Below are 12,634 nucleotides of genomic sequence, written 5' to 3'. Positions count from 1 at the left end.
GCGCCAGCCCACCGCGTTGTCCGCCACGTCACCCCGCCTTCTGGTTGGCTGTGCCGGTGAGCACCCCGAAGCTGCCGCGCAAGGTCTACGACGCCGAGCTGCTCCGCCTGCAGGGCGAGCTGCTGCAGATGCAGGAGTGGGTCCGGGCGTCGGGCGCCCGGGTGGTCGTGGTCTTCGAGGGACGCGACGCCGCGGGCAAGGGCGGGGCGATCCAGCGGGTCACCCAGTACCTCAACCCGCGGTTCACCCGGATCGTCGCGCTGCCCGCGCCGACCGAGCGCCAGAAGGGCCAGTGGTACTTCCAGCGCTACGTCGAGCAGCTGCCCGCGGCCGGCGAGATCGTGCTGATGGACCGGTCCTGGTACAACCGCGCCGGCGTCGAGCGGGTGATGGGGTTCTGCACCGAGACCGAGTACCGCCGCTTCCTGCGTCAGGCGCCGGTGTTCGAGAACATGCTCGTCGAGGACGGCATCCACCTGCGCAAGTACTGGTTCTCGGTGAGCGCCGAGGAGCAGGCGCGGCGGTTCGCCGAGCGGCTGGAGAACCCGCTCAAGCAGTGGAAGCTCTCGCCGATGGACCTCGAGTCGATGACCCGCTGGGACGACTACTCCCGCGCCCGCGACGACATGCTGATCCACACCGACACCGAGCACGCGCCGTGGTGGATCGTCGAGGCCGAACAGAAGCGCAACGCGCGGATCAACATGATCCACCACCTGCTCGGGTCGATCCCCTGGGAGCCGGTGGCGCGACAGGTGCTGACGCTGCCGGACCGGAAGCCGTCGACGGGCTACGAGCGCCCGCCGCGCGAGGTGCAGCGCGACGTGCCCGACCACGCGTCGACGCTGATCTAGGTCACACCCACCCGGCCGGTACGACCGGTACCGGATACCGTCCCGACGAGCGACGATGCGGCACGGACGCCGCGCGAGAGGCGGTGCACCCGTGGGTGTCGTGCTGTTCACCGGGTTCCCGGGGTTCCTCGGGTCGGCCCTGCTGCCGCGGACGCTGCGCCGCGCACCCGACGCGCGCGCGGTCGCACTGGTGCAGGCCAAGTTCCTCGACCAGGCCCGCACGACGCTGGCCCGGATCGAGCGCGAGGCGCCGGAGATCGCCGGGCGCACCGACCTCGTCGTCGGGGACATCACCGTCGACGGGCTGGGGCTGGAGCAGGCCGAGCGCGAGCGCCTGCTCGGCGGGCCGCTGGAGATCTTCCACCTGGCCGCGGTCTACGACCTCTCGGTGCCGGCGGACGTCGCCTGGCGGGTGAACGTCGAGGGCACCCGGCACGTCGTGCGGTTCGCCGAGGCCGCGTCGCAGCTGGTCCGGCTGCAGTACGTGTCGACCTGCTACGTCTCGGGCCGCTACGACGGCATCTTCTCCGAGACCGACCTGGAGCTCGGCCAGCCCTTCGCCAACCACTACGACCACACCAAGCACGAGGCCGAGCGCGTCGTGGCGAAGGCCCGCGACGCCGGCCTGCCGGTGTCGGTCTACCGGCCGTCGGTCGTCGTCGGGGACTCGGTGACCGGCGCGACGCAGAAGTTCGACGGCCCGTACTACCTGCTCCAGCTGCTGGCCCGGCAGGGCCGGACGGCGTTCGCGCCGCTCCCCCGCGCCGCGTCGCGGACCCGGTTCAACCTGGTGCCCTCGGACTACGTCGTCGACGGGATCGCCGCGCTGGCCGGGCACGGCCCGGCGGTGAACCGGACGTTCGCGCTGGCCCAGCCGGCCCCGCCGACGGTGACCGAGATGTGCGAGGTCTTCGCCGACCGGCTCGGCAAGCAGCTGCGCGTGGTGCCGATGCCGGTCGGGCTCGCCGCGTTCTCCATCGACCACGTACCCGGCGTCGGACGGCTGTTCCAGGTCCCGTCGAGCACGCTGGAGTACCTGACCCACCCGTCGCACTACGACACCGACGCGACGACGGCGATGCTCGGCGGGCTCGGCGTCCACTGCCCGCCGTTCGCCGGGCACGTCGACGCGATGGTCCGCTTCTTCGGCGCGAATCCGCAGGTCGGAACGGCTGCGATGGTCTGACGCCGGGAGGTCTACCGTCTCCGGCGTGGCCATCGAGCGGAACGACGTGCTCCTCGCGGCCGCGACCGTGCTCGTGCAGAACCCGGCCGCGTCGATGTCGGAGATCGCGACCGGCGCCGGCATCAGCCGGGCGACCCTGCACCGGCTCGTCGACGGCCGGGAGGCCCTGCTCTCCGAGCTCAGCGAGATGGGCGTGGAGCGCGGGATCGCCGCGATCCGGGAGGCCCGGACCGACGAGGGCGACCCGATCGAGGCGGTGCACCGGGTCATCGTCGGGCTGCTGCCCTCGGTGGACCTGTGGGTGCTCGCCGAGCGCATCCAGTCCAGCGACGAGGTCCTGGCCCGCTACGCCGAGATGGACACCCTGCTCGTCGAGCTGTTCCAGCGCGGGCAGCGGAGCGGGGCCTTCTGCGTGACCCAGTCCGCGACGTGGATGACCGAGGCGCTCTACGCCCTGCTGACCCGGGCGGTGCTCGCCGCGCACGACGGCAGGCTCGCCCGGCAGGAGATCATCGGGGTCACCGAGCGGACGCTGCTGGCCGGGGTCGTGGAGACCGCCGACCGCAGCCCCGCCACCCCCTGACTCACACGCCCGGTTCCTCCCTTTCGCCCACTACGCTCGGGGTGTGCTGACCCGCGCCTCCGGCATCGCCCGCTCCCTCGCGACCTACCACGGGATCCCGGGCCGGCAGCGCCGGATGCGCCGCTTCTACTCCGCGTTCCTGCGCCCCGGCGACCTCGCCTTCGACGTCGGCGCGCACGCCGGCAACCGGGTGCGTGCCTGGCGGGCCCTGGGCGCGCGGGTGGTCGCCGTCGAGCCGCAGCCGGACTTCACCCGGCTGCTGCGCCTGTTCTTCGGCCGCGACGACGCCGTGACCGTCCTCCCCCTCGCCCTCGGCGCCGCGGCGGGCACCGCCCGCCTCGGGGTCTCCCGCGCCACCCCCACCGTCTCGACGCTGTCGCAGCGCTGGCGCGACACCGTCGCCGACGACGCCGGGTTCGCCCGGGTGACCTGGGACTCCTCGATCGAGGTGCCGGTCGGCACCCTCGACGCGCTCATCGCCGAGCACGGCGTCCCGGCCTTCTGCAAGATCGACGTGGAGGGCTTCGAGGCCGACGTCCTCGACGGGCTGTCCCGTCCGCTGCCCGCACTCTCGGTGGAGTACCTGCCCGCCGCGCACGACGCCACCCTGGACTCGCTGGACCGCATCGAGGCCCTCGGCCGGTACGTCTACCGCTACTCCCCCGTCGAGACGATGATCTGGGACGTCTCGGCCGGGGACCGCTGGGTGGACGCCGCAGCGCTGCGCGCCCTGCTCGACCGGCGCCGCCCGCTGGGCCGCTCGGGCGACGTCTACGCCCGCCACCTGCCGGACTGACCCACCACCGGGGAAGATCACCGGACAAGTCGGGCATGCTGGAGCGCCTGATGTTCCGCCCGTCCCGCGGCACCGCCGCCACCGCCCCCGTCGCCCCGCAGGTCGCGGCGGGCGTGGCGCTGCTCGCCGCCGTCCTCGCCGCACTCGTGCCGACGACCGGGGCGGGCACCCTGCGGGTCACCGCCGCGGCCGTCACCGGCGTCGTCGCCGCGGCGCTGCTGCTGCGGGCCGCGCGCCGCGCCGGGGAGCGGACGCTCGGCCCGGCCGGGGTGGTCACGCTGGCCCGCGGCACGCTCGCCGTGGCCGTCGTCGCGCTGATCGGCCTGGACGGCGCCGGGACCGTCGCGCTGGTGACGCTCACCGCCGTCGCGCTCGCCCTCGACGGCGTCGACGGCCCGGTCGCGCGCCGCACCGGCACGGCGACCGCGCTGGGCGCCCGGTTCGACATGGAGACCGACGCGTTCCTGCTGATGGTGCTGTCGGTCCACGTCGCCGCGACGACCGGGCACTGGTGGGTCACCGCGCTGGGCCTGCTGCGCTACGCCTTCGTCGCCGCCGGGCGGGTCGCGCCGTGGCTGCGCGGCGCCCTGCCGCCGCGCTACTCGGCGAAGGTCGTCGCCGCGCTGCAGGGGATCGTGCTGGTCGTGACCGCGGCCGGGGTGCTGCCCACCGTCGTCGCGCTCACCGCGGTCGGGGTCGCGCTGGCCGCGCTGGTGTGGTCGTTCGGGGTGTCGGTGGTGCAGCTGTGGCGGGCCGCCGACCGGCACCCGTTCCACGCCCGCCGGGCCGGGGCCGCGCTGCTCACCGCGCTGTGCGCCGCGCTCGTCGGCGGGGTCCTGGTGCTGCCCGCCGACCCGGCCGCCCTCGACCCGGCCGGGCTGCTGCGGCTGCCGATCGAGGCGGTCCTCGGCGCGGCGGTGCTCGCACTGCTGCCCGGGCGGGTCCGGCGGGTCGCCGCCGCCCTCGCCGGGGCGCTGCTCGGCGTCGTCGGGCTGCTCAAGCTCGCCGACATCGGCTTCCTCACCTTCCAGGGCCGCCGGTTCGACGCCGTGTCCGACTGGTCGCTGCTGGGCAACGCGCACGAGTTCCTGCGCGGCGCCGCCGGTGCGGCCGGGACCGCGGTCGCCGTGCTCGCCGCCGTCGTCGCGGTGGGGCTGGTCGTGGCGACGGCCGCCGCGGCGGCCCGGCTCGGGCGGCTCGCGGCCCGGCACCGGCGGACCACCGTCGGGACCGCCGCGCTGCTGGCCGCGGCCTGGCTGCTGGTGGGCACCCTCGCCGACGCCCGGCTCGTCCCCGGGGTGCCGGTGGCCGCCGCCGACGGCGTCGCCGAGGTCGCCCACCGCGCCGGGCAGATCCCGCGGACGCTGGCCGAGCGCCGGGAGCTCACCGAGTCCCTCGCCCGCGACGCGTGGGCCGGCCGTGCCCCGGAGTCGCTGCTCACGGCGCTGCGCGGCACGGACGTCGTCATCGTCTTTGTCGAGAGCTACGGCCGCAACGCCCAGCACGCCCCGGAGATGGCGCCGCGGATCCGCCCGGTGCTCGCCGGGGCCGACGCCCGCCTCGCCGCGGCCGGGTACGGCGCACGCAGCGGCGTGCTCACCGCGCCGGTCAACGGCGGCGGCAGCTGGCTCGCCCACGCGACACTGTTCTCCGGGGTCCCGATCGCGGGCCAGGGCGCGCACGACCGGCTCACCGCGTCGGACCGGCTGACCCTGCCGCGCGCGTTCCGCGACGCCGGGTGGGAGACCGCCGTCGTCACCCCGGCGACGACGCGGGAGTGGCCCGAGGCCGCCTTCTTCGGCCACCAGCGGGTGCACGCCGGTGCCGACCTCGGCTACGCGGGCCCGCCGTTCAGCTGGTCGCCGATGCCCGACCAGTACACCCTCGACGCGTTCTCCCGGCTCGAGCTCGACCGCCCCGGCCGGGGACCGCTGCTCGGCACCGTGGTGCTGACCTCCAGCCACGCGCCGTGGTCGCCGGTGCCGCCGCTGCTGGACCCGGCCCGGATCGGCGACGGCGCGGTCTACGGCCCGTACGCCGGCGGTCAGCAGGCCTACGACACGATCTTCTCCCTGGACCGGGCGACGCTGCGCGCGGACTACCTCACCGCGCTGGAGTACGCGCTGCGCAGCGCCACCGGCTGGGTCGCCGACCGCCGCGGCGACGACCGGGACCTCGTCGTCCTGCTGCTGGGCGACCACGAGCCCGGCGCGACGGTGTCCGGGCCCGGCGCGGGCTCCGACGTCCCGATCTCGGTCATCACCCGCGACGCCGGGGTGCTGGACCGGATCGACGGCTGGGGCTGGACGCCCGGACTGCTCCCGCCGCCGGACGCGCCGTCGTGGCCGATGGCCGGGTTCCGGGACCGGTTCCTGGCCGCGTTCTCCTGACCGGCGACTCAGGACGTGCGGTAGCGCAGCAGCACCAGGTCGCCCATCGGGCGGGCCTCGACCAGCGCCATGCCGCGCTGCGGGCACTGCGGGAACCGGCCGTCGCGCACGAAGCGCGGGGCCCGGGCGTCGCCGACGAAGAACGGCGCGACGACCACGTGCAGCTCGTCGACCAGCCCGGCGGTGAGGAACGCGGTGTGCACGGCGCCGCCCCCTTCGACCAGCAGCCGCCGCACGCCGCGGGCGGCCAGGTCGTCGAGCACCGCGCGCGGGTCCGGCGGGTCCCCCGCGGCGACGACCTCGGCGGCGTCGCCGAGCCGCTCGCGCAGCGCGGCCGCGGCCGGTGCGGCCGTGAACACCAGCGGGGCGTCCCCGCCCGCGAACACCCGCGCCGACGGGTCCAGCGACGCCCCGGTGGTCAGCACCACCCGCCGCGGCGACGGCGGGCGGCCGTCGGCGACCCGCGCGGCGCGACGCTGCGCGCAGCGCACCAGCAGCCGTGGGTCGTCGGCGCGGACGGTGCCCGCGCCGACCAGGATCGCGTCGACCCCCGCGCGCACGGCGTCCACGCGGTCGAGGTCGTCGGCGTCGGAGAGCACCAGGGTGTCCGGGCCGGTGTCGTCGATGTAGCCGTCCAGCGACATCGCGACCGACGCCAGCACGTACGGCCGGTCCACTCAGACCACCTCCGCGCACCGGGCCGTCGCCCGATACGTCCGGATACTGTCGGGGCCGTCGGCGCGCCGGGCGCCGGGATCGGGGACGGCGCGGTGGGGCACGAGGCACGGGCGTTCTGGCTGGCCGCGCCGGGGCACGGCGAGATCCGGACGGTGCCGGTGCCCGACCCCGGCCCGGGCGAGGTGCTCGTCCGCACCCGGTACACCGCGATCAGCCGCGGCACCGAGACCCTGGTGTTCCGCGGCGAGGTCCCGGAGTCCGAGCACGAGCGGATGCGCGCCCCGTTCCAGGACGGCGACTTCCCCGCCCCGGTGAAGTACGGCTACCTGGCCGTCGGTGAGGTCGAGCAGGGCCCGCCGGAGCTCGCCGGGCGGACCGTGTTCTGCCTGTACCCGCACCAGAGCCGGTTCGTGGTGCCCGCCGACGCGGTCACCGTCGTCCCCGACGACGTGCCCGCCGAACGCGCCGTGCTCGCCGGCACCGTCGAGACCGCCGTGAACGCGGTGTGGGACGCCGCCCCGCTGGTCGGCGACCGGATCGCCGTCGTCGGGGCGGGGATGGTCGGGGCGTCGGTGGCCGCGGTCCTGGCCGGGCTGCCCGGCGCGCGGGTGCAGCTCGTCGACCCCGACCCGGACCGGGCCGCCGTCGCCGCGGCGCTCGGCGTCGGGTTCGCCTCTCCCGACGACGCCGAGGGCGACCGGGACCTCGTCGTGCACGCCAGCGCCACCCCGGCCGGCCTGGCGCGCTCGCTGGAGCTGCTCGCACCGGAGGGCGAGGTGGTCGAGCTCAGCTGGTACGGCACCCGCACGGTGCCGCTGCCGCTGGGCGGGGCGTTCCACAGCCGCCGGCTCACCATCCGCGCCAGCCAGGTCGGCACGGTGTCCCCGCGCCGGGCGCGCCGCGGCTACGGCGACCGGATGGCGCTGGCGCTGCGGCTGCTCGCCGACCCCCGGTTCGACGCCCTGGTCGGCGGCGACTGCACGCTCGACGAGCTGCCCGCCGTGCTCGCCACGATGGCGGCGGGCGGGCCGCCGTCGCTGTGCCTGCGGGTGTCGCACGACGGGGTTCAGTAGCCGGTCGCGGTGTGGCCGCGCGGCGTGTCCGGCGTGGCGTCGACCTGCGGCAGGACGTGCCCGAGCCGGTCGCGCTTGGCGGTCAGGTAGCGCACGTTGTGCTCGTCGGCGGGCTCCAGCACCGGCACCAGCTCGGTCACGACGATGCCGTGCGCGGTCAGCGCCTCGACCTTCGCCGGGCTGTTGGACAGCAGCCGCACCCGGCCGATCCCGAGGTGGCGCAGCACGACGGCGGCGGCACCGAAGTCGCGCACGTCGACCGGCAGGCCCAGCGCGACGGCCGAGTCGACGGTGTCCAGGCCGTCCTCGTCCTGCAGCACGTGGGTGCGGATCTTCGCGAGCAGGCCGATGCCGCGGCCCTCGTGCCCGCGCAGGTAGACGATCACGCCGCGGCCCGCGCGGACGACGGCGTCGATGGCGATCGACAGCTGCGCCCCGCACTCGCAGCGGCGCGCGCCGAAGACGTCGCCGGTGAGGCACTCGGAGTGCATCCGCACCAGCGGGGCGTCCACCGCCGTGGGGTCGCCGTGCACCAGCGCGAGGTGCTCGGGGCCGCCGTCGTACTCGCGGAAGGCGATGGCGCGGAACTCCCCGTGCCGTGTGGTCAACCGGGACTCGGCGAACTCGTGTCGGTCGTCGTGCACCCTCGCTCCTCCATGATCGGGCGGGGCCGTGAGAGCCTCGCCTGCGTGAATCCCCTCCCGGTCGACACCACCGAGGACGTCCGGGAGCGGGGTGCCGCCGTGGCCCTGCTCCCGGTCGGGAGCCTCGAGCAGCACGGACCGCACCTGCCCCTGACCACCGACACCCTCGTGGCGTCCGCGGTCGCCGCCCGGGTCGCCCGGGCCCACCGCGTGCGGGTCCTGCCACCCCTGACGATCTCGTGCTCCCACGAGCACGCCGCGTGGGCGGGCACCGTGAGCATCTCCGCGACGACGCTGGTCGCGGTCGTCGCCGACGTCGCCGCCTCGTTGCGCGCCGCGGGCACCACCGCGCTGGTCCTGGTCAACGCGCACGGCGGGAACCACGTGCTGCGCAACGTCGTCCAGGAGTCCTCCGTCGGCCCGCTGCCGATGGCCCTGTTCCCCGTCTCCGAGGACTGGACCGCCGCCCGCCGGGCCGCCGGGTGCGAGACCTCGAACACCGCCGACATGCACGCCGGGGAGCTGGAGACCTCGATCCTGCTGCACACCGCCCCCGACCAGGTCCGGCCGTCGTACCGCACCGCCGACCACGTCGCCGACGAGCGGCCGCACCTGCTCACGACCGGGCTCGCGGCCTACTCCGCCACCGGTGTGGTGGGACGGCCGTCGCTCGCCACCGCCGAGAAGGGCCGGGGCCTGCTCGACGCGCTCGTGGTCGCCTTCGCGGGCCACCTGCGGGTGCTCGCCGGGCGCTGACGGCGCGGTCCCCCGGGCCGCGCGGCGGCGCCGCAGCACCACGAGCGCGCCCGGCGCGACCCCGACGAGCGCCAGCACCCCGTAGGCGACGGCGGCGGCGAGACCCTCGGCAGCCGGCAGCCCGACCGCGGCGAACCCGGCCGCGGCGGCCGCCTCGCGCGGCCCCCACCCGCCGACGGTGAGCGGGATCGTCATCGCCAGCAGCGCGACCAGCAGCAACGGCAGCAGGACGGTGAGCGGTGCGGTCGCGCCGGCCGCCCGCGCGGCCAGCACGAACACCGTGAGGTGGCAGGCCAGCGCTCCGGCCGAGGTCAGCACCAGCCCGGCCGCGGTGCGCGGGCGCAGCACGGTGCGCGCGTCGGCCCACACCCGTCCGAGGCGGGCGCGCAGTAGCCACCCGGCCCCGCCGAGCGCGGCCACGACGGCGAGCACGGGCAGCACCGCGCCGCCCGGGACCGCGCCGGACGCCACCCGCAGCAGGTCCGGCTGCAGCGCCAGGACGACGGCGACGGCCGCCACCGCGACCAGCTGCCCGGCGACCCGCTCGAACACCACGGCCCGGACCCCGGCGCCGAGGTCCCCCTCGCTGCGCCCGTGGCCGACCGCGCGGTGGACGTCGCCGAGCACCCCGGCGGGCAGCAGCGAGTTGAGGAAGGTGGCGCCGTAGCAGTCGGCGACGGCGCGTCCCGGGGTCAGGCCGAGCCCGATCGAGCGGGCGACCATCCGCCACCGCCAGGCGCTGAGCACGGTCGCCACCGCGCCGAGCAGCAGCGCGGCGACGACCGCCGCCGGCCCGACGCCGCGCAGGCGCTCCAGCACCGGCCCGACCCCGATCTGCACGAACAGCACGGCGAGCAGCCCCACCCCGGCGAGCAGCCGCAGGGCCGGACCCACCCGGCCGCTCACGACCGCTCCCCCGGCACCGCCAGCAGGTCGGTGTGGCCGACCGAGACGGTGAGCTCTCCCGCGTCGAGGGCGCGCTCGCGCCGGTCGCGGTAGGCGCCGGCGTGTGCGGCGAGGCCGGGACGCTGCGCGCACGCCGCGTCGAGCCGTCCGGCCAGCCACTCGCGGAGCAGCGCGGGCCGGTCGGGGCCGAGCCGCCACGGCGAGTCGGCGGTGCGCACCCGCGCGCCGTGCCGGGTGAACGCGGCCGCCGCGGCGGCGGGGGCGTCCGGCCCGAGCATCCGTCGGCCGTTCTCGTCGCGGCGCTGGTGGTCGTCGAAGGCGGCGCCGATCTCGGCGTCGAGCGGGTCCTCGGGGTGCAGCCGGACCCGGCCGGACACGGTCAGGGTGACCAGCACGGGGCAGCCGGCGGCGGTGCAGGCGGCGGCCAGGGCGTCCATCTCGTCGGCGGTGAGCAGGTCGAGCAGTGCGGACGCGGTGATCAGCGACGTCCCGGCCAGCGCGTCGGCGCCGAGCCCGGTGAGGTCACCGGGTCCGGCCTCGCCGGTCACGCAGTCGGGCAGCGACGCGACGGCGTGGGAGAGCACGACGGGGTCGCGGTCGTGCAGGACCCAGTGCTGTCCACCGGGCCGGGCGAGGCGCGGGGCGAGCCAGCGGCCCATCGACCCGGTGCCGCAGCCGAGGTCGCGCACCAGCAGCGGGCCCGGCGGCAGGAGGTCGCGGACGGCGTCGGCGAGCGCGGTCGAGCGGGCGTCGGCGTCGGCGGGCTCGCGCAGGGCGAGCCACTCCGGCGGGCAGACCGGGTCGCCCGCCGCACCCTGGATCGGGACGGGGGCGCGGCGGTCGGCGGCGGCGCTCACGGCAGCACCGCGCAGAGGGCCCGGGCGGTGTCGTCCCAGCCGTCGAGCCGGTCCCGGCGGTCCCGGGCGGCGGCGCGCAGGTCCGCACGCGTCCCCGGGTCGGTCAGCCAGGACCGCAGCGCGCCGGCCAGCGCGTCCGGATCGCCGGGGGCGACGAGCAGCCCACCGCCGCCGAGCGCCTCGGGCACCCCGCCGACCGCAGCGGCGATCACCGGGACGGCCCGGGCCAGCGCCTCGGTGACGACCATCCCGTAGCTCTCGGTGCGCGAGGGCAGCACGAGCAGGTCCGCGGAGGCGTAGGCGGCGTCGAGGGCGGGGCCGGTCAGCGGGCCGGTGAGGGTGATCCGCCCGGCCAGGCCGTGCCGGTCCACCGCCGCGCGCACGGCCGCGGTGTGCGCGGGGTCGCGGTCGAGCGGCCCGGCCAGGCGCAACGTCCACTCCCGGTCGGCGACGCGGGCGAGGGCCTCGACCAGCAGGTCGTGGCCCTTGGTCGGGGTGAGCGCCCCGACCGCGAGCAGCCGGGTACCGGCCGGGTGCGCGGACGTCATCGGGGCAGCGTCCACCCCCGGCGACGCGACGTGCACGCGGGCGACGGGCAGCTGGTGCAGACGGACCACCCGCCGTGCCGTCCATTCGCTGGTGGTGACGACGGCGGCCGCCGCGTGCAGCGCCGCGTGCTCCCGGGCCCGGCGGTCCGCGACGACCGCCGCGGCGAGCCCGTGCTCGTCGCCCAGTGGCAGGTGCACCAGGACGACCGCGCGTACCCGGCCGGTGTGCCGGGCGAGGACCCCCGGCGCGGCGCAGGCGACGAGCCCGTCGAGCAGCACCGACGCGCCGTCCGGGACGCCCGTGAGCGCCGCGTCGAGCCGCTCGAGGGCGGCCCGGTCCGGGTCCGGCCAGCCACCCGCGACGGCGATCTCCCGCACGGGGCGGTCGAACGCGGCGCAGACACCGCGGTCGTAGCGGTTCCCGCCGCTCGGGGAGCGCGGGTCGTCGATCCCGGCGGGGACGACGACGTGCACCGCACGCCCCGTGGTCCGGGGCGGTGCGGGAGCCGTCACAGGTCCCGCTCGTAGCTCGCCCACGCGACGTGAGACTCGTGCAGCGTCACCGTCAGGCCGGTCAGCCCGCCGGCGTTGCCGCCGAGCCTCCCCGCGCCGATGCGGTCGGCGAGCCGGTCCGCGATCGCCCGGGCCAGGAACTCGGTGGTCGTGTTGACGCCCGCGAACTCGGGGTGGTCGTCGAGGTCGCGGTGGTTGAGGTCGGCGAGCGTCTCCGCGAGCTGCGCGGTGGCCAGCCCGATGTCGACGACGATCCCGTCCGGGTCCAGCTCGGGGCGCCGGAAGGTGGCGTCGACGAGGAAGGTCGCGCCGTGGCGCTGCTGCGCCGGTCCGAAGACCTCGCCGCGCAGGCTGTGCGCCACCATGACGTGGTCCCGGACGGTGATGCTGAACAAGCGGTCCTCCTGCACGCGGCGCTCGCTGAACCGGTTGTCCAGACGAAAAGCGGGCAATGTTCATGAAAGCACCACGCCGGTGACGCGGCGACCGAGCCGCGTCGCGGCGGTGGCCCGCGCTGGTCACGCGCGTGCGCCCGGCTGCTGCGGCCCGTCACCGGTGCTGCTCCGAGCGGATGAGGCGTGACACACGATGGTCACCATTGAGACAGCAGTGTCTCACTGGCTACTCTCGTGGTGCGAGTCGGACAGAGCAGCTTCCGAGTCGACCACTACGAGGAGGTAGCCGATGACCACCCACGAGACCCCGATGCCGTCCTGGCCCGAGACCCTGCGGGACGCCGGCCGGCGCACCGGGAACATGCTCCGCGCGATCTGGGTGGGCATCGACACCTGGAGTGCCGTCACGCACGGCCGCACCCCGGCCCGTCGCTGACCCCCGTCCCCCGGCGCGG

The 12,634-nt window shown here is 76.6% G+C and carries 13 protein-coding genes and 1 pseudogene; 8 read left to right on the top strand and 6 right to left on the bottom strand.

Annotated features, from left to right (window positions below; translation table 11 throughout):
* Window positions 1–56: 56 nt before the first annotated feature.
* The 5 genes from ppk2 to KPL57_RS36555 all read left to right on the top strand — a co-directional run bounded on the left by ppk2 (window position 57) and on the right by KPL57_RS36555 (window position 5,809).
* A complete protein-coding gene (gene ppk2 / locus KPL57_RS36575; RefSeq protein WP_161151226.1) occupies window positions 57–854 on the top strand; it encodes a polyphosphate kinase 2 in 798 nt (265 codons plus the stop codon).
* A gap of 91 nt (window positions 855–945) precedes the next feature.
* Complete coding sequence (locus KPL57_RS36570) at window positions 946–2,040, top strand: SDR family oxidoreductase (RefSeq protein ID WP_226355111.1); 1,095 nt, start codon at window positions 946–948, stop codon at window positions 2,038–2,040.
* Between the two features lie 25 nt (window positions 2,041–2,065).
* Window positions 2,066–2,623, top strand: a complete 558-nt coding sequence (locus KPL57_RS36565) for a TetR/AcrR family transcriptional regulator (protein ID WP_226355110.1) — start codon at window positions 2,066–2,068, stop codon at window positions 2,621–2,623.
* A 43-nt stretch (window positions 2,624–2,666) separates the two neighbouring features.
* On the top strand, window positions 2,667–3,419 hold the full coding sequence (locus KPL57_RS36560; protein WP_226355109.1) for an FkbM family methyltransferase: 753 nt from the start codon (window positions 2,667–2,669) through the stop codon (window positions 3,417–3,419).
* Between the two features lie 35 nt (window positions 3,420–3,454).
* On the top strand, window positions 3,455–5,809 hold the full coding sequence (locus KPL57_RS36555; RefSeq protein ID WP_226355108.1) for a CDP-alcohol phosphatidyltransferase family protein: 2,355 nt from the start codon (window positions 3,455–3,457) through the stop codon (window positions 5,807–5,809).
* Between the two features lie 8 nt (window positions 5,810–5,817).
* Here KPL57_RS36555 and KPL57_RS36550 read toward each other — a convergent pair whose 3' ends face one another.
* Window positions 5,818–6,486, bottom strand: a complete 669-nt coding sequence (locus tag KPL57_RS36550; protein ID WP_226355107.1) for a dihydrofolate reductase family protein — start codon at window positions 6,484–6,486, stop codon at window positions 5,818–5,820.
* A 93-nt stretch (window positions 6,487–6,579) separates the two neighbouring features.
* Here KPL57_RS36550 and KPL57_RS36545 point away from each other — a divergent pair, with 93 nt between their 5' ends.
* Window positions 6,580–7,560, top strand: coding sequence for a zinc-binding alcohol dehydrogenase (locus KPL57_RS36545; protein WP_226355106.1), 981 nt, complete (start codon window positions 6,580–6,582; stop codon window positions 7,558–7,560).
* Here KPL57_RS36545 and KPL57_RS36540 read toward each other — a convergent pair.
* Window positions 7,554–8,204 carry a GTP cyclohydrolase II gene (locus KPL57_RS36540; protein ID WP_226356638.1) on the bottom strand — a complete coding sequence of 217 codons (651 nt, stop codon included), beginning with the start codon at window positions 8,202–8,204 and terminating at the stop codon, window positions 7,554–7,556. The genes KPL57_RS36545 and KPL57_RS36540 overlap by 7 nt on opposite strands.
* Window positions 8,205–8,216: 12 nt before the next feature.
* Between KPL57_RS36540 and KPL57_RS36535 the strand changes: the two genes are divergently transcribed.
* Window positions 8,217–8,960 (top strand): creatininase family protein, encoded by a 744-nt coding sequence (locus KPL57_RS36535; RefSeq protein WP_226356637.1) that lies wholly within the window; start codon window positions 8,217–8,219, stop codon window positions 8,958–8,960.
* Between the two features lie 60 nt (window positions 8,961–9,020).
* Here KPL57_RS36535 and KPL57_RS36530 read toward each other — a convergent pair.
* From KPL57_RS36530 to KPL57_RS36515, 4 genes and pseudogenes are all read right to left on the bottom strand, one after another.
* A pseudogene (locus tag KPL57_RS36530) lies at window positions 9,021–9,854 on the bottom strand (lysylphosphatidylglycerol synthase transmembrane domain-containing protein); the annotation flags it as partial.
* A gap of 8 nt (window positions 9,855–9,862) precedes the next feature.
* Entirely contained in the window at window positions 9,863–10,687 is an 825-nt protein-coding gene (locus KPL57_RS36525) for an SAM-dependent methyltransferase (RefSeq protein ID WP_226356636.1), read from the bottom strand.
* Window positions 10,688–10,719: 32 nt separating this feature from the next.
* A complete protein-coding gene (locus tag KPL57_RS36520) occupies window positions 10,720–11,745 on the bottom strand; it encodes a glycosyltransferase family 4 protein (RefSeq protein ID WP_226355105.1) in 1,026 nt (341 codons plus the stop codon).
* Between the two features lie 35 nt (window positions 11,746–11,780).
* Window positions 11,781–12,179 carry a 6-carboxytetrahydropterin synthase gene (locus KPL57_RS36515; RefSeq protein ID WP_226356635.1) on the bottom strand — a complete coding sequence of 133 codons (399 nt, stop codon included), beginning with the start codon at window positions 12,177–12,179 and terminating at the stop codon, window positions 11,781–11,783.
* A 289-nt stretch (window positions 12,180–12,468) separates the two neighbouring features.
* On the opposite strand from KPL57_RS36515, the gene KPL57_RS36510 reads away from it, so the two are divergent.
* Window positions 12,469–12,615 carry a hypothetical protein gene (locus KPL57_RS36510; RefSeq protein WP_179761111.1) on the top strand — a complete coding sequence of 49 codons (147 nt, stop codon included), beginning with the start codon at window positions 12,469–12,471 and terminating at the stop codon, window positions 12,613–12,615.
* Window positions 12,616–12,634 lie beyond the last annotated feature (19 nt).

Source organism: Pseudonocardia sp. ICBG601 (assembly GCF_020496245.1).
This window is presented reverse-complemented; position numbering and strand designations above follow the sequence as displayed.